Below are 15,469 nucleotides of genomic sequence, written 5' to 3' on the forward strand. Positions count from 1 at the left end.
GCTTCCGGCGCGTGGAAAGATGGCGACCATGTGCGGACTCCTGGCCTTCTTCAGCGCGCGCGGCGACGCCGCCGCCCACCGCGACAACATCGCCGGCGCACTGGAGTGCCTGCACCACCGCGGCCCGGACGAGACAGGGGTCGAGGTGGTCGGCGACGCCTCCGGCCGGTACGCGGACGGCGTGTTCGCGCACAAGCGCCTGGCGATCATCGACGTGGCGCTGAGCCACGAGCCCCTGCCCTACGCGGGCGGGCGTTACCTGCTCACCTTCAACGGCGAGATCTACAACTACATCGAGCTGCGCGACGAGCTGATCCGCGACTACGGCGCCCAGTTCGCCACCAACGGCGACGGCGAGGTGATCGTCGCCGGCTACCACTACTGGGGTGAGCAGGTGCTCACCAAGCTGCGCGGCATGTTCGCGTTCGTCATCTGGGACCGGCAGGAGCGGCGGGCCTTCGGCGCGCGGGACTACTTCGGCATCAAGCCGCTGCACTACCTCCAGACCCAGGACGGCCTCTACCTCGCCTCGGAGAAGAAGGCGCTGCTGCCGTTCGCGCACTCGGCGTACCAGGGCGACGCGGGCATCGACACCGCCAACCTGAGTCACTACCTGACGCTGCAGTACGTCCCGGAGCCGGGCACGCTGCACAAGGGGATCAGCCGGATCGGGTCGGGTGAGTACCTGACCTGGACCCCTGGTGGCCGGATCGAGGTGCGCCGCTGGTACCGCCCGGTGTTCCGCCCGGCCCCGGTCTCGGACGAGCAGCGGCTCTACCACGACATCCGGGAGACGCTGCGCGAGAGCGTACGGATGCACATGCGCTCGGACGTGCCGGTCGGCTCGTTCCTGTCCAGCGGCATCGACTCCACCGCCGTGGTGGCGCTGGCCCGCGAGTTCAACCCGAACATCCTCACCTTCACCGTCGGCTACGACGTGCCCGGCTACTCCGAGATCGACGTGGCCCAGGACTCGGCCCGGCACCTCGACGTGACCACGATCCCGACCAAGATCGGGCCGCAGGACATGATCGACGCGCTGCCGAAGATCGTCTGGCACCTCGACGACCCGGTCGCCGACCCGGCGCTGGTGCCGCTCTACTTCGTGGCGAAGAAGGCCGCCGAGCACGTCACCGTGGTGCTCTCCGGCGAGGGCGCGGACGAGTTCTTCGGCGGCTACACGATCTACCGGGAGCCGCTGTCGCTCAACGCGGTGAACAGCCTGCCCGACGGCGTGCAGAAGGGCCTGCGCGCGGTGTCCAAGGCGATCCCGCAGGGGGTCAAGGGCAAGAGCTTCCTGGAGCGCGGCACCACCCCGATCGAGCAGCGCTACTACGGCAACGCCCGGATGTTCACCGAGGAGGAGAAGCAGCACCTGCTGCGCCGCTACGACCCCTCGGTGCGCTACACCGACGTGACCGCGCCGATCTACGCCGAGTGCACCGAGCTGGACGACGTCACCAAGATGCAGTACGTCGACCTCTACACCTGGCTGCGCGGCGACATCCTGGTCAAGGCCGACCGGATCTCGATGGCGCACTCGCTGGAGGTGCGGGTGCCGTTCCTGGACCGGGAGGTGTTCAACGTCGCCGCCGGCATCCCGGTCGACCTGAAGCTGCCGCCCCGCTCCGAGGCCACCAAGTACGCGATGCGCCAGGCGCTGCAGGGCGTCGTGCCGCCGGCCATCGTCAACCGCAAGAAGCTGGGCTTCCCGACCCCGACCCGGGTCTGGCTGCGCGGCGAGATGTACGAGTGGGCGCGGCACGTGCTGTCCACCTCGGGCGCGGGCGATCTGATCGACCTGTCGTACGCGTTGCGCCTGCTGGACGAGCACAAGCGGGAGGAGGCCGACCACTCCCGCAAGGTGTGGACGGTGTTGATCTTCTGCATCTGGCACGCCATCTTCGTGGCCAAGACGCTCGACCCCGGCATCCAGCGCAACCAGTCCGCGCTGCTCACCAAGCCGGTCGTCGGCAGCATGGTCCGCTGACCCGAGCGTGACGAGGAAGGGCCCCCGGGATGTCTCCCGGGGGCCCTTCTCAGTGCGTGATCAGCGACCGGTGCAGGTGACTGTCGGCAGGGAGTTGGTGCCGGAGAAGTTCGCGGTGAAGCCGAACGTGGTGGTGCCCTCCGGCGGGACGCTGCCGTTGTAGGCGGCGTTGGAGACGCTCACCGACGCCCCGCTGCCGCTCAACGTGCCGTTCCACACCTGGTTGATGGTCTGGCCGCTGGGCCAGGTCCAGTTCGCGGTCCACCCGGAGTACGTCCGGGTGCTGTGGTTCATGATCGTAACCTCGCCCTGGAAGCCGCCGCCCCAGGCACTGACCACCTTGTACACCGCCATGCAGGAGCCGGACGGCATGGTCGGGCTGCTCGTCACCGGCGGAGGAGTGGTCGGCGGCGCGGTGGTCGGGGGAGCGGTCGTCGGCGGCGCGGTGGTCGGCGGCGCGGTCGTCGGGGGGTTGCTGCCGCCCGAGCCGATCCCGGTCACCTCGCCGTTGCCGCCGTCGAACGTCACGTCGGAGCAGCCGAAGAAGTTCTCCTGGCTGTCCGAGCGGACCCAGCGCGAGTAGATGATGTGCCGGCCGCTCTTGTTCGACGGCAGGTTGCCGGTGAAGTAGTAGTGGCCGTCGTTGGTGCCCACAGCGCCGCGCTGCGGCGGGTTGGTCACCTGCAGGAACGGCTGCTCCTCCAGGTCGCTCCAGGCCAGCGGCCGGTTCGGGCTCCAGCTGTCCTTGGTCACGTAGAAGTAGAACGTGCCCGGGTGGTGGGCCCAGTTGCTGTACCGGAACTCGATCGACCGGCCCGCCGTCAGGTGGGTGACCGGCCAGTCGGTGCGCGCCGCGTCGTACCCGCTGAAGCCGGGGTTGCCGCCGCTGCACAGCTTGCCGTCGGGGATGTACCCGACGGTCCGCCCGCCGGCGTCGGAGCGCAGCACGCTGAACCAGTTGTACAGCGAGTTCGCCCCGCTCTCGGCCACCGCCGACGAGCAGGCGGGGTTGTTCGGCCGGATCTCACCGGTTCCGGTGAGGCCGTCCTTCCAGCACAGGTAGGTGCGGGCGCCCGGCGTCATGGCCGCGCCGTGCGCGGCCGCCGGTCCGGAGTTGGTGGCCAGGGCGAACGCGCCCAGGGCCAGGGTGGCGGCCGCGGTGAGCAACGCGGCCGTACGGGATCGGTGCACGGGGATCTCCTGACTCGCGGAGCGTGGCCCGGTTCGGCCCGCCCCGCTGGGACGAGCGGATGCGACGATCGCGGTGCCCGCGCCCGGTCAGCGTGCGGCCGGGGCCGTCGACGGGCGCGCACCGTCTGCGGTCCGTTGCCCACGGACCGTGGATGCCCTCGCGTCTGATCGACCCGGCGGCCGGTGGCGCGGCAGCCCCCGCGCCGTCACCCGGCACCGCCATCCCACCACGTCCGGGCGCGGCCCGCAATAGGCCCTGCTCGATGCCCAGGTCCCGGCGCGCGGTGGCACCGGCATGCGCCAGGATCGGGGGAGGACGACGAGGGGAGCCAGGATGGGGTACGCGGTGGTGCTCGGCGAGGCGCTTGTGGACCTGCTCGACGCCGAGCACGACGGAGAGCCCGTCTACCGGCAGGCGATCGGCGGGGGACCGCTCAACGTGGCGGTGGCGATCGCCCGGCTCGGCGGGGACGCGCGGTTCGTCGGGTCGCTCGGCGACGACGCGCTGGCCGGACGGATCCGCGCGTTCCTCACCGATGCCGGCGTGGACGTGAGCGGGACGGTGACGGTCCCGGCCCCGACCGCGCTGGCGGTGGCCACGTTCGCCGGTGCGGAGCCGGACTTCCGCTTCTACGGCGAACCCCGCTCGTACGCGCTGCTCGGCCCGGACGACCTGGACGTGGCGCTGGTCGAGGGCGCGGACGTGCTCTACTGCGGCTCGATCGTGCTGCTCGACCCGCCGGTGCTGGCCGCCGCCCGGCGCGCCTGGTCGATCGCGGGCGGGCTGCGGGTGTTCGACCCGAACGTGCGGCCCCGCCTGCTGACCGCGCCGGGCGCGCTGGACGGGCTGCGGGCGGTGGTCGCCGAGTTCGCGGCCGGGGCACACCTGGTCAAGCTCAGCGCCGCCGACGCGCGGGTGCTCTACCCGGACGAGCCGGTCGAGGGCGTCGCCGCGTACCTGCGGGAACTGGGCGCGAGCACCGTCGTGGTCACGCTGGGCGCGGACGGCGCCCTGGTCGCGGCCGCCGACGACGTGGTGCGCGTACCCGCGCCGAAGGTGGACGCGGTGGACGCGACAGGCGCGGGGGACTCGGTGATGGGCGCGCTGGTGGCCGACCTGCTGGCTGCCGGTGAGCCGGTCGACCCGGCCAGCTGGCGGGAGCGGGTCGCGTTCGCGCTGCGGGTGGCGGCGGTGGTGTGCGAGTCGCCCGGCGGCGCCACCGCCATGCCCACCCGCACCGCGGTGTCCACCCGCTTCCCGTGAAAGGAAGGGCCCCTTCTTAACGCCTCAGGTAGAGAAGGGGCCCCTTCTTCACACCCGCCGCCACGTGCGGCGGGCGAGTTCAGGAGCGCGTGCGGGTCATCGTCAGGACGGCGGTCAGGGACAGGAACGCGGCGCCGGCCAGGACCACAGCCATCGGCAGCGCGCTGCCCTCGCCGCCGAGCCCGACCAGCGGCGCGGCCAGCGCGCCCACCACCGACTGGATGCCGCCCATCAGCGCGGCTGCGGTGCCCGCGTGCCGGGCGTGCGCGTCCAGCGCCAGCGCGGTGCTGTTCGGCATCACCATGCCGAGCGAGCCGACGAAGGCGAACAGCGCCACCGCCGTCACGGCCAGGCTGCCCGCCAGCGCGCCGGTCAGCACGCCGACCGCGGTGACCAGGCCGACCACGAGCGTGGTGACCAGCAGCCGGCGCGGGGTGAACCGGTCGAGCAGCCGGGCGTTGGCCTGCCCGGTGGCCACCAGGGCGAGCGCGTTGACGCCGAAGATGACGCTGAACACCCCCGCGGAGACGCCGAAGACGTCCTGGAACACGAACGACGACCCGGAGATGTACGCGAACAGCCCGGCGAACGCGAAGCCCTGCGTCAGCGCGTACCCGAGGTAGACCCGGTCGGCGAGCAGCGACCGCATGGTCCGCACGGTCGCCCCCAGGCCGCCGGCGCTGCGGCGTTCGGCCGGCAGCGTCTCCGGCAGGCGCAGCGCAACCGCGACGGCGAGCACCGCCCCGATGACGGCGAGCGTCACGAAGACGGCCCGCCACGAGCCGAACCGCAGCACCAGGCTGCCCACGCCGGGCGCCGCCACCGGCGCCACCCCGAAGACCAGTGTGAGCCGGGAGAAGTACTTCGCGGCGTCCCGGCCGGAGTAGAGGTCGCGGACCACAGCGCGGGCGACCACCACGCCCATGCCGCCGGCGACGCCCTGGGCGAACCGTGCGGCGGCCAGCAGCGGGGCGTTCGGCGCCGCGGCGCACGCCAGCGCCAGCACTGTGTACGCGACCACGCCCACCAGCACCGGACGGCGGCGCCCCCAGCGGTCGCTGAGCGGGCCGGTGACGAGCTGGCCCAGGGCCAGGCCGATCAGGCAGGTGGTCAGCGAGAGCTGGATGCCGGCCTGGTCGGCTCCGAGGTCGCGGGTCATGGCCGGGAACGCCGGCAGGTACATGTCCAGCGACAGCGGGCCGATGGCGGTGAGCGCGCCCAGCAGCACCAGCAGCGTCACGCCGCCGGTGGAGGCGGCGGTACGGTCGGTGGTCGGGCGCGCGGCGGTCGGCGCGGCGTTGCTCACGAGTGGGTACCCCCTGGATCCGGTCTGCTCGGGTACCTTACATCTGTAGTCAGAACTATTGCGATGTGAGGCGGGTGACCCCGTGGCGACGAACGAGCAGGTCGCACGCGTCGGCGCGGTCGTGGGGGAGCTGCACCGGCTCCTGCGCCGGCGGACCGGGGCGCGTGTCCGACGTGACCCGCTGCCCGAGGCGCAGGTGGAGTTGCTCCTGCTGGTCCGCGAGACGCCGGGGATCAGCGGCAAGGAGGTGGCCCGGCGCCTCTGCACCGCGCCCAACACGGTGAGCACGCTGGTCCGCGACCTCACCGACGCCGGGCTGCTGGCCCGTGACCGCGACCCCGACGACCGGCGGGTGGTCCGGCTGCACGTGACCGAGGCCGCCCGGGCGCGGATGGAGGACTACGAGGCACACCGCGCCGCGCTGCTCGGCGAGGCACTGGCCGAGCTGGATCCGGCGGCGCGGGCGGCCATCCTGGCCGCCGCCCCGCACCTCGACGCGCTGCTCGGCGCCCTGCGGGAGCACGCCCGGCCGGAACCGCCCGGACGGGTCGCCGGAAACCCGGTGGCCGTCGCCCCGGCCCGCCCCGCATGATCACCGGATGGCCCTGCACCAGGACGAGATACCCGTGGACGAGGCGGTCGTCCGGGCGCTGCTGACCGACCAGCGCCCGGAGTGGGCCGCGCTGCCGCTGACGCCGGCGGGCGCCGGCACCGACAACACGATGTACCGGCTCGGCGCCGACTTGCTCGTCCGGCTGCCGCGCACCGCGGAGAAGGCCGGCGCCCTGCGCAAGGAACAGCGGTGGCTGCCCCGGCTCGCGCCGCTGCTGCCGTACCGGGTGCCCGAGCCGGTGTACGCCGGCGTTCCGGCCGACGCCTTCCCGCTGCCGTGGTCGGTGCAGCGGTGGATACCGGGTGACGAGGTCCGGCCCGGCACGGTGGAGGACTGGGCCGCCCTCGGCGCCGACCTGGCCGTGTTCGTCCGGCGTCTGCACGCGGCCGACCTGCTCGGCGCGACCCGCGCGGGCGACCTGAGCGGATACCGCGGCGGCGCGCTGCGTCCCTGCGACACCTGGATCTCCGCGGCGCTCGACGACTGCCGCAGCCGGATCGGCGACGAGACGGACGTCGACACCCTGGTCCGGCTCTGGCGGGACGCCCTCACCCTGCCCGAACCGGCCGGGCCGCACGTCTGGCTGCACGGCGACCTCAAGCCCACCAACCTGCTCGTGCACGACGGCCGGCTGCGGGCGGTCATCGACTTCGGCGGCCTGACCGTCGGCCACCCGGACGCCGAACACGCGCCGATCTGGGATCTCCCGCCGCAGGCCCGGCACGCCTACCGGGAGGCGCTCGGCGTGGACGACGTGACCTGGGCGCGGGCCCGCGCGTGGGCGCTCGGGGTGGCGGCCAGCGGCGTCTCCTACTACTGGGACACGTTCCCGGCGTTCGTCGCCGAGTGCCGCAACCGTCTGCGCGAGATCCTCGCCGACGTCGACTGAGCTCGGCGGCCGGTCACGCAGTGCCGTCCAGCTCCGCGTAGCCGCGGCGGGCAGCGACCAGGCCCGGCCGGGCGCCGAACGGCGACTCGGCCGCCACCCGCTCCGGCGGGGCGCTGCCGGTGTGCCCGGCGCGGATCAGCCACGCCTGCCGCGCGAGCTGCGCGTGCTGCTCGCGGACGAAGTCCACGCCGACCGGCTCGCCGTGGCCGGGCACCACCACCGTCGCGGGCGTGGTCATCCGCAGCAGGTCGGCCAGCGCGTCCGGCCACCTCAGGGGGTACGACTCCTCGAACGCCGGCGGTCCGCTCTGCTCCACCAGGTCACCCGCGACCAGCACGTCCGCGTCGGGCACGTGCACCACCAGGTCGGCGTCGGTGTGCCCGTGGCCGGGATGGCGCAGCAGCACCCGCCGGCCGCCCACGTCGAGCACCGTCTCCTCGTGCACCTCGTGCGTCGGCGCCCGCAGCTCGGTCTGCGCCAGCTCCTCGGCCAGCGCCGGATGCCCGGCGCGCATCTCCTCGTACGCGGCGCGCCGCACCGCGTCGGACCGGTCGCGCAGCGCCGCCGCGGCCTGGGCCTGCGCGTAGATCGCGGTCTCCGGCCCGGCCAGCGTGGCGTTGCCGAAGCAGTGGTCGAAGTGGTGGTGCGTGTTCACGATCGTCCACGGGTACGGCGTCACCGCCCGTGCCGCCTCCGCCAGCTCCCGGGCCTGCCCGGCGGTGGAGAGCGTGTCGACGAGCAGCGCCGCGCCGTCGCCGACCACCAGCACGACGTTCACCGCGAGCACCGGCTCACGTCTCACGTGCACCCCGGCGGCGACCTCCGTGAAACCGGCGGTCATGACGGGCCGAGGGCCCGCTCGACGAAGCGCTGCCGGTCGACCAGCGCCCGCTCGACGCGCCCCTGCGCCGCCACTGTGGGCCCGTCGATGACCGTCACGTCGAAGACGAGCCGCTTCCCGTCGACCTTCACCAGCTCGGCGTGGGCCGCCACGGTACGCCCCACCGGGGTGGCCGCGCGGTGCTCCAGCTCCACCCGTACGCCGACGGTGGTGGACCCGGACGGCATCCGGGTCGCTGTGGCGGCCACCGTCGCCGCCTCGGCCAGCGCCAGCACCCGGGGTGTGCCGAGCACCGGCACGTCCCCGGAGCCGACCGCCTGCGCGGTGTCGGCGTCGGTCACTGTGAGCTCGACCCGGGCGGTCAGGCCCGGCGTGAAGGGCGGCTCCGGCTGCTCCTGCATGCGGCCGAGCCTAGTGCAGCCGACCCGCGGCCGTCCGGCGTCCGAGCCGCCGCCCGTCCGTCGTCGCCGCCCGCCCGCAGGCCCGCCGGTCGCCCGCCGTTAACCTTGTCCGCGATGGCCGAGCTGACACAATCTCCGACCCCCGCCCCCGACGCGACCACCGAGTCGCCCGACGGTGGGCGCCGCCGTGTGATCGCGATGACCATCTGGGGCGTCGCGTTCGTCGTCGCCTGGCTCGCCATCGGCCTGCCCACCGACCCGGCGTACGCGTTCCTGTGGATCTGGGCCGGCACGATCGCGTGGAACTCGGCCCGCCCGTGGCGCAGCCACCTGCGGTTCGCCCGGGACTGGATCCCGGTGGTGCTGCTGCTCGCCGCGTACAACCTGTCCCGGGGGTTCGCCGACAACGGCGCCACCCCGCACGCCATGGAGCTGATCGTCGCCGACCGCTTCCTCACCGGGTGGCTCACCGGGGGCGAGGTGCCGACCATCTGGCTTCAGGAGCGCCTGTACGACGCGTCCGAGGTGCGCTGGTGGGACGTGCTGGTGAGCTGGATCTACTTCTCGCACTTCGTGGCGACGTTCGCCGCCGCCGCAGTGCTGTGGATGCGTAACCGGCAGCGCTGGATCGCGTACATGTCCCGCTGGGGCTTCCTGTGCGCGGCCGGACTGGTCACCTACTTCGCCTATCCGGCGGCGCCGCCGTGGTGGGCGGCGCAGAACGGCCTGCTCACCGAGGTCGCGCGGATCTCCACCCGGGGCTGGAAGGAGATCGGCATGCACGGCGCGGGCAACCTGCTCAACGCCGGGCAGATCGCCTCCAACCCGGTGGCCGCGATGCCGTCGCTGCACACCGCGTTCGCGCTGTTCGTGGTGCTGTTCTTCATGCGGTCGGTGCGTAAGCGCTGGTGGCCGCTGATGCTCGCGTACCCGCTGGCCATGACGTTCACGCTGATGTACAGCGGCGAGCACTACCTGATCGACGTGCTCGTCGGCTGGGCGTACGTGGGCATGACGTTCCTGGTGGTCGGCCTGGCCGAGCGCTGGTGGGCGGCGCGGCGGGCCCGGCGGGCCGGCGAGCCCGCCGTCGCCGCCGGGGCGCCGGCCGCCGACGACACCGCTGCCGACACCCCGGACCGGGCCGCCGACGACCGGGACGCGGTGCCCGCCGAGCGCCGGTAGACCCGCGCCGCCGCCACGGGCGGCCGGTCCGCCGTCGTCGCCGGTCCGTCGTCGTCGCCGGGCCGCCGTCGGGGCGCCGCGGCCCCCCGGTGGTCAGCGGTCGTTGTCGGTCCGGCGGGCCGCCCGCGACCGCTCGGTCAGCTCCGCGGCCAGCTCCCACGCGTCGGCCAGGTCCCGGTCGACGGCCGCCGCCCCGGCCCCACCGGCGGTGTCCGCGTGCACGGTGGCGAGCCGCAGCAGCCGCTGCACCGGACCGCGGGTGACGCGCACGCTCTGGATCCGGGCGTACGGCACCAGCGTCAACTGCCGGGTCAGCAGCCCGGAGCGGGCCACGAAGACCTGCTCGTCGAGACCGGCGCCGACCACCTTGCGGCTCAGCGGGCGCAGCCACCGGGCCCGCGACGGGGGCGGCGTGGCGGGCAGCGCGTCCAGCCGCACGCCGGGCAGCACCTCCGCCACGACCATCGCGCCGGTGCCCGCGTCGCCGACCGGCAGCAGCCGGTCCGGGCGGTTGCGGTCGTCCGGCTCACCGGCCGAATAGCCGGCCACCTCCAGCCGCAGCCGCAACCATCCCTTCATCCGCCACAGCAGCGGCCAGGTCGCCCGTACTGTCTGCACCCGGTGCAGCGGCACGGTCTGCACCCGCGTCTCCAGCAACCCGTTGTGCACGCGCAGCGTGCCGTCGTCCCGGTCGAGCCGGAAGCTCCAGTCGTCGAGCACCCGGCGGATCGGCTGCAGCACCACGCCGGCCATCGCGGTGAGCGTGCTGGCCACCGCGATGAACGACCACGAGCCCTCGGAGAGGAACTGGGCGCCGACGAACACCAGGCCCAGCGGCAGCAGGAACGCCTGCGGCGTGAGCAACTGGCTGACCAGCAGGTCCTGGTTGCGGACGGCGTGCAGCCGGCGCCCCTCCGGGACGGGCGGCGCGACCGGCGCGCCGGGCTCGGCCACCGGGGCCGGCGCCGGTGCGGAACGACCGGCCACCGCGAGCAGCCGCTGCCGCAACGCGGTGGCCTCGGCCACGCTGAGGTACGCCAGCGGCGCCTCGGTCTTGCCCCCGCCGACCACCTCCAGCCGCAGCTCGGCCAGGCCGGTGAGCTGGGCCAGCAGGGGCCGGACCACCTCCACCGCCTGCAGCCGCTCCAGCGGGATGGCCCGGGTACGCCGCCACAGCAGGCCCTCGTACACGCGCAGCTCGCGGCCCACCAGGTGGTAGCCGGTGTTCCACCAGCTCACCACCGACAGCACCGTGGCGCCGAGCACGAAGACGGTGACCAGCACCGCGAACCAGCCGAACCCGACGCGCGACAGCGTCGACCAGGAGAGCCCGGCGATCACCACGACCAGCGACTTCGCGCCGTGCAGCGCCGGGCTGAGCGGGTGCAGCCGCTGCCGGGGCTCCTCGCCGCCCGCGGGCGGCCCGGCGGACGGACCCCACGGTCCCGGGTACGGCGGCAGCGGCGCGGGCCACGGCCCGGGCGTCGCGTCGGGACCGGGCGTCGCCGCGTACCCGGGAGGCGGTCCGTACCCGGGAGGTGGTCCGTATCCGTGCGGTGGTCCGTATCCGGGCGGTGGTCCGGGGGTCGGCTGGGGCCGGTCGTCGTGGGGCGGCGGGGCGCCGGAGTCGCTCCGTTCGCTCACAGGCCCTCCGCCCGGTCCTCGCCCAGCGCGGTGAGCCGGTCGCGCAGCCGGGACGCCTCGGCCGGGCGCAGCCCGGGCACCCGGGCGTCGCTCGCGGCGGCGGCCGTGTGCAATTGCACGGTGGCGAGGTCGAAGGCGCGCTCCAGCGGACCCGCGCTCACATCGACGAACTGCATCCGCGAGTACGGCACGATTGACAGCCGCCGCACCAGCAGGCCGTGCCGCACGAGCAGATCGTCGTCGCGCTCGGCGTACCCCCAGGCGCGGACCGCGCGCACGATGGTGACCGACCGCCAGACGCCCAGCAGCAGCGCCCCGCCGACGGCGGCGCCGAGCAGCCAGTGCCCGGACATCGCCCAGGCCACGCCGAGCACCACGAGCGCCACCGCCAGCCCGATGCCGAGCCGGATCAGCTCCACCCAGATCAGGTCGCGGGAGATCGGCTGCCAGCGGACCGTGTCCGGCCAGGGCTCCAACGCGCTGCGCGAGGCGGGCGGGAGGCCGGCGGGGCCGTCACCGCTCACCGGGAGGACCTGCCGTGCTCGCCGCCGGTACGTGCTGGGGTCGTCTGCTCGCTCACGCTTCGAGCGTAGGCGATCAGGGAAGCGCGACCACCTCGCGGAGGAAGCCGCGTGCGTCGAGGAAGTCACCGAGGGAGACCCGGTGGTCCGGGCAGGCCAGCCACGTCTTGCGCCGGTCGGGCGCGTGCAGGCGGGGATTGTGCCAGCGGAGCTGGTAGGCGGCGGGTGCGCGACACCCCCGCGCCGAGCAGATCAGCGTCTCGTCCGGGGTGGTGGGAGTCGTCACCGGGGCGAGTCTAGAGGCCGCACGCCGGGAGTTTTAGCGCCGGGCGGCCACGGGGGGAGCCGCCCGGCGACGGGGTGAATCGTACACACGGCGGACCCCTTGTTGTCCACCCGTGTTCAGCGTTTCCCGCGCGGCGGGACGGCGTGGCCGGACGGCGCGGCGAAAATCGTGCCTCTCCCACCCTCGGCTCTCAGCGAGGCATGACAGTCTTGATACGCACCACGCCGCGACGACGACCCTGCTGTGGAGGACCGGTGGCCCAGCCGACCACACCCGACGTGCCGAACCCGACCGAGGTGGCGCCGGACGCGCCGCCCCCGGCGGGCACCACCCCGGCACAGGACGCCACGCTGCTGGAGCGGGCGCTGTTCGAGACCAAGCGGGTGATCGTCGGCCAGGACCGGATGGTCGAGCGGATGTTCGTCGCGCTGCTCGCGCGGGGTCACTGCCTGCTGGAGGGCGTGCCGGGTGTGGCGAAGACGCTCGCCGTGGAGACCCTGGCCCGGGTCGTCGGCGGCTCGTTCGCCCGGGTCCAGTTCACCCCCGACCTGGTGCCCGCCGACATCATGGGCACCCGGATCTACCGGCAGTCCAGCGAGAAGTTCGACGTCGAGCTGGGCCCGGTCTTCGTCAACTTCCTGCTCGCCGACGAGATCAACCGCGCGCCGGCAAAGGTGCAGTCGGCGCTGCTGGAGGTGATGAGCGAGCGGCAGGTCTCCATCGGCGGCGAGAGCCACCGGGTGCCGGACCCGTTCCTGGTCATGGCCACCCAGAACCCGATCGAGCAGGAGGGCGTCTACCCGCTGCCGGAGGCGCAGCGGGACCGGTTCCTCATGAAGATCGTCGTGGGCTACCCGACGGACGCCGAGGAGCGCGAGATCGTCTACCGGATGGGCGTGGCACCGCCCGAGCCGGCCCGGGTGTTCGACACCCCGGACCTGGTCGCGCTCCAGCACAAGGCCGACCAGGTGTTCGTGCACAACGCGCTCGTCGACTACGCCGTCCGGCTGGTGCTCGCCACCCGGGCCCCGGCCGAGCACGGCATGCCCGACGTGGCCCAGCTCATCCAGTACGGCGCGAGCCCGCGCGCCTCCCTCGGCCTGGTCCGGGCCACCCGCGCGCTGGCGCTGCTGCGCGGCCGGGACTACGCGCTGCCGCAGGACGTGCAGGACATCGCGCCGGACATCCTGCGTCACCGGCTGGTGCTCAGCTACGACGCGCTCGCCGACGACGTACCGGCCGACCACATCGTGCACCGGGTGATGTCGACCATCCCGCTGCCCGCCGTCGCGCCCCGCCAGCAGGCCACGCCACCGCCGCCGGCAGTGCCGCACAACGGATGGCCCGGGCAGCGGCCGTGACCCCGCCCACCCCGCTGAGTGCCACCGGGGACCGCTCCGGGGCCGCGCTGGCCCGGCTCCAGCTCATGGTCACCCGCAAGCTGGACGGGCTGCTCCAGGGCGACTACGCCGGGCTGCTGCCCGGACCGGGCAGCGAGGCGGGGGAGTCCCGGGAGTACCGGCCCGGCGACGACGTGCGCCGGATGGACTGGCCGGTCACCGCCCGCACCACCACGCCACACGTGCGGCGTACGGTGGCCGACCGTGAACTGGAGACGTGGCTGGCCGTCGACATGTCGGCCAGCCTGGACTTCGGCACCGGGCGGTGGCTCAAGCGGGACGTGGCGGTGGCCGCGGTCGCCGCGCTGGCCCACCTCACGGTGCGGGGCGGCAACCGGATCGGCGCGGTGGTCGGCACCGGCGGGCCGGGGACGATGCTGCGGCTGCCCGCCCGCTCCGGCCGCAAGGAGGCCCAGGGGCTGCTGCGGGCGGTCGCCGGCGCCGAGATCCGGCCCGGCCGCAGCGACCTCGGCGCGCTCGTCGACATGCTCAACTGGCCGCCCCGGCGGCGCGGCGTGGCGGTGGTGATCTCCGACTTCCTCGCGCCGCCGCAGCAGTGGGGGCGGCCGCTGCGTAAGCTGCGGGTCCGCCACGACGTGCTGGCCGTCGAGGTGGTCGATCCGCGGGAACTGGAACTGCCCGACGTGGGGGTGCTGCCGGTGGTCGACCCGGAGAGCGGTGAGCTGCACGAGGTGCAGACCGCGGACCCGGGCCTGCGCCGCCGGTACGCCGAGGCGGCGGCCGCCCAGCGCGGGGCGATCGCGGCCGAGCTGCGCGCCGCGGGCGCGGCCCACCTGCGCCTGCGTACCGACCGAGACTGGCTGCTGGACATGGTGCGTTTCGTCGCCGCGCAGCGGCACGCCCGCACCCGGGGGACGACTCGATGATCCGTTTTCTGCAACCGTGGTGGCTGCTCGCAGTGCTGCCGGTGCTCGCCCTCGCCGCCGCGTACGTCTGGCGGCAGCTGCACCGCCGGCAGTACGCGCTGCGGTTCACGAACGTCGACCTGCTGCGTACCGTCGCGCCGAAGGGGCTGGGCTGGCGGCGGCACGTCGCGGCGACCGCGTTCCTGCTCTGCCTGCTGGTGCTGGCGACCGGCCTGGCCCGGCCGGCGATCGACACCCGTGAGCCGCTGGAGCGGGCCACCGTGATGCTCGCCATCGACGTGTCGTTGTCGATGCAGGCCGACGACGTGTCGCCGAACCGCCTGGAGGCGGCGCAGGAGGCGGCCAAGCAGTTCGTCGGCGAGCTGCCGCAGAGCTACAACCTGGGGCTCGTCTCGTTCGCCAAGTCGGCGAACGTGCTGGTGCCGCCGACAAAGGACCGGGCCGCCGTCACCACCGCGATCGACGGGCTGGTGCTGGCCGAGGCGACAGCCACCGGCGAGGCGGTGTTCACCTGCCTGGAGGCGATCCGCTCGGTGCCGGCCGACGGCGCCGCCGGCATCCCGCCGGCCCGGATCGTGCTGCTGTCCGACGGCTACCGCACGTCGGGCCGCTCGGTCGAGGAGGCCGCCGCGGCGGCGCAGGCGGCGAACGTGCCGGTGTCCACCATCGCGTTCGGCACCGACTCCGGGCAGGTCGACATCGGCGGCCAGCTCCAGCGGGTGCCGGTGGACCGCACGGCGCTGTCCCAGCTCGCGGAGACCACGCAGGGTTTCTTCTACGAGGCCGCGTCGGCCAGCGAGCTGAAGCAGGTCTACCAGGACATGGGCAGCTCGATCGGCTACCGGACCGAGCCGCGCGAGATCACCCAGTGGTACGCGGGGATCGCGTTGCTGCTGGCCCTGTGCGCGGGCGGGCTGAGTCTGCTCTGGACGTCCCGGCTGGTGTGAGCCGGAACCGGCCGGCGGTGGTCAGTGACCGCCGCCGGCCAGCACGAACAGGACGGCCACCCAGACGGCGGCGAGGGTGAAGCCCAGCGGGGCGGCGTAACGGCTCA

The 15,469-nt window shown here is 74.1% G+C and carries 15 protein-coding genes; 8 read left to right on the top strand and 7 right to left on the bottom strand.

The features are described from left to right. Positions 1 to 28: 28 nt before the first annotated feature. Positions 29 to 1,990, top strand: a complete 1,962-nt coding sequence (gene asnB / locus Q3W68_RS25670) for an asparagine synthase (glutamine-hydrolyzing) (RefSeq protein ID WP_302907879.1) — start codon at positions 29 to 31, stop codon at positions 1,988 to 1,990. Between the two features lie 60 nt (positions 1,991 to 2,050). Here the strand turns inward: asnB and Q3W68_RS25675 are convergent, their stop codons facing one another. After that, positions 2,051 to 3,187 carry a lytic polysaccharide monooxygenase gene (locus tag Q3W68_RS25675; RefSeq protein ID WP_302907945.1) on the bottom strand — a complete coding sequence of 379 codons (1,137 nt, stop codon included), beginning with the start codon at positions 3,185 to 3,187 and terminating at the stop codon, positions 2,051 to 2,053. A 328-nt stretch (positions 3,188 to 3,515) separates the two neighbouring features. Between Q3W68_RS25675 and Q3W68_RS25680 the strand changes: the two genes are divergently transcribed. After that, the gene (locus Q3W68_RS25680) at positions 3,516 to 4,445 is read left to right on the top strand and encodes a carbohydrate kinase (protein ID WP_302907880.1); all 930 of its coding nucleotides are present in this window, start codon (positions 3,516 to 3,518) and stop codon (positions 4,443 to 4,445) included. A gap of 79 nt (positions 4,446 to 4,524) precedes the next feature. Here the strand turns inward: Q3W68_RS25680 and Q3W68_RS25685 are convergent, their stop codons facing one another. Continuing rightward, positions 4,525 to 5,751: a multidrug effflux MFS transporter gene (locus Q3W68_RS25685; protein ID WP_302907881.1), complete on the bottom strand. Its 1,227-nt coding sequence runs from the start codon at positions 5,749 to 5,751 to the stop codon at positions 4,525 to 4,527. A gap of 82 nt (positions 5,752 to 5,833) precedes the next feature. On the opposite strand from Q3W68_RS25685, the gene Q3W68_RS25690 reads away from it, so the two are divergent. Both Q3W68_RS25690 and Q3W68_RS25695 read left to right on the top strand, forming a co-directional pair. Beyond that, positions 5,834 to 6,343: a MarR family winged helix-turn-helix transcriptional regulator gene (locus Q3W68_RS25690; protein WP_302907882.1), complete on the top strand. Its 510-nt coding sequence runs from the start codon at positions 5,834 to 5,836 to the stop codon at positions 6,341 to 6,343. Positions 6,344 to 6,350: 7 nt separating this feature from the next. Next, positions 6,351 to 7,253, top strand: coding sequence for an aminoglycoside phosphotransferase family protein (locus Q3W68_RS25695; RefSeq protein ID WP_302907883.1), 903 nt, complete (start codon positions 6,351 to 6,353; stop codon positions 7,251 to 7,253). A 13-nt stretch (positions 7,254 to 7,266) separates the two neighbouring features. Here the strand turns inward: Q3W68_RS25695 and Q3W68_RS25700 are convergent, their stop codons facing one another. Both Q3W68_RS25700 and Q3W68_RS25705 read right to left on the bottom strand, forming a co-directional pair. Next, positions 7,267 to 8,094, bottom strand: coding sequence for an MBL fold metallo-hydrolase (locus tag Q3W68_RS25700; protein ID WP_302907884.1), 828 nt, complete (start codon positions 8,092 to 8,094; stop codon positions 7,267 to 7,269). Beyond that, positions 8,091 to 8,495 (bottom strand): thioesterase family protein, encoded by a 405-nt coding sequence (locus Q3W68_RS25705; protein WP_302907885.1) that lies wholly within the window; start codon positions 8,493 to 8,495, stop codon positions 8,091 to 8,093. Before Q3W68_RS25705 ends, Q3W68_RS25700 begins: the two co-directional genes overlap by 4 nt. A gap of 114 nt (positions 8,496 to 8,609) precedes the next feature. Between Q3W68_RS25705 and Q3W68_RS25710 the strand changes: the two genes are divergently transcribed. After that, a complete protein-coding gene (locus Q3W68_RS25710; RefSeq protein WP_302907886.1) occupies positions 8,610 to 9,677 on the top strand; it encodes a phosphatase PAP2 family protein in 1,068 nt (355 codons plus the stop codon). A gap of 93 nt (positions 9,678 to 9,770) precedes the next feature. On the opposite strand, the gene Q3W68_RS25715 is transcribed toward Q3W68_RS25710, so the two are convergent. From Q3W68_RS25715 to Q3W68_RS25725, 3 genes are all read right to left on the bottom strand, one after another. Then, the gene (locus tag Q3W68_RS25715) at positions 9,771 to 11,066 is read right to left on the bottom strand and encodes a PH domain-containing protein (RefSeq protein ID WP_302907946.1); all 1,296 of its coding nucleotides are present in this window, start codon (positions 11,064 to 11,066) and stop codon (positions 9,771 to 9,773) included. A 251-nt stretch (positions 11,067 to 11,317) separates the two neighbouring features. Next, complete coding sequence (locus Q3W68_RS25720; RefSeq protein WP_302907887.1) at positions 11,318 to 11,845, bottom strand: PH domain-containing protein; 528 nt, start codon at positions 11,843 to 11,845, stop codon at positions 11,318 to 11,320. A gap of 73 nt (positions 11,846 to 11,918) precedes the next feature. Next, the gene (locus Q3W68_RS25725) at positions 11,919 to 12,128 is read right to left on the bottom strand and encodes a hypothetical protein (RefSeq protein WP_302907888.1); all 210 of its coding nucleotides are present in this window, start codon (positions 12,126 to 12,128) and stop codon (positions 11,919 to 11,921) included. Positions 12,129 to 12,382: 254 nt separating this feature from the next. Between Q3W68_RS25725 and Q3W68_RS25730 the strand changes: the two genes are divergently transcribed. The 3 genes from Q3W68_RS25730 to Q3W68_RS25740 are packed head-to-tail and all read left to right on the top strand — an operon-like array spanning position 12,383 to position 15,362. Further along, on the top strand, positions 12,383 to 13,489 hold the full coding sequence (locus tag Q3W68_RS25730; RefSeq protein WP_013287375.1) for a MoxR family ATPase: 1,107 nt from the start codon (positions 12,383 to 12,385) through the stop codon (positions 13,487 to 13,489). Continuing rightward, positions 13,468 to 14,415, top strand: coding sequence for a DUF58 domain-containing protein (locus Q3W68_RS25735; RefSeq protein WP_302907889.1), 948 nt, complete (start codon positions 13,468 to 13,470; stop codon positions 14,413 to 14,415). The genes Q3W68_RS25730 and Q3W68_RS25735 overlap by 22 nt, the downstream gene beginning before the upstream one ends. Continuing rightward, positions 14,412 to 15,362 carry a VWA domain-containing protein gene (locus tag Q3W68_RS25740; protein ID WP_302907890.1) on the top strand — a complete coding sequence of 317 codons (951 nt, stop codon included), beginning with the start codon at positions 14,412 to 14,414 and terminating at the stop codon, positions 15,360 to 15,362. The genes Q3W68_RS25735 and Q3W68_RS25740 overlap by 4 nt, the downstream gene beginning before the upstream one ends. Positions 15,363 to 15,469 lie beyond the last annotated feature (107 nt).

The organism is Micromonospora sp. C28ISP2-4 (assembly GCF_030519385.1).
Taxonomy (GTDB): Bacteria; Actinomycetota; Actinomycetes; order Mycobacteriales; family Micromonosporaceae; genus Micromonospora; species Micromonospora tulbaghiae.

Bases quoted from the DNA above. Each gene is read 5' to 3' on its own strand.
- Q3W68_RS25695 (WP_302907883.1), top strand. From the start codon at position 6,351: ATGGCCCTGCACCAGGACGAGATACCCGTGGACGAGGCGGTCGTCCGG.
- Q3W68_RS25680 (WP_302907880.1), top strand. From the start codon at position 3,516: ATGGGGTACGCGGTGGTGCTCGGCGAGGCGCTTGTGGACCTGCTCGAC.
- Q3W68_RS25710 (WP_302907886.1), top strand. From the start codon at position 8,610: ATGGCCGAGCTGACACAATCTCCGACCCCCGCCCCCGACGCGACCACC.
- Q3W68_RS25740 (WP_302907890.1), top strand. From the start codon at position 14,412: ATGATCCGTTTTCTGCAACCGTGGTGGCTGCTCGCAGTGCTGCCGGTG.
- Q3W68_RS25705 (WP_302907885.1), bottom strand. From the start codon at position 8,495: ATGCAGGAGCAGCCGGAGCCGCCCTTCACGCCGGGCCTGACCGCCCGG.
- asnB (WP_302907879.1), top strand. From the start codon at position 29: ATGTGCGGACTCCTGGCCTTCTTCAGCGCGCGCGGCGACGCCGCCGCC.
- Q3W68_RS25700 (WP_302907884.1), bottom strand. From the start codon at position 8,094: ATGACCGCCGGTTTCACGGAGGTCGCCGCCGGGGTGCACGTGAGACGT.
- Q3W68_RS25735 (WP_302907889.1), top strand. From the start codon at position 13,468: ATGGCCCGGGCAGCGGCCGTGACCCCGCCCACCCCGCTGAGTGCCACC.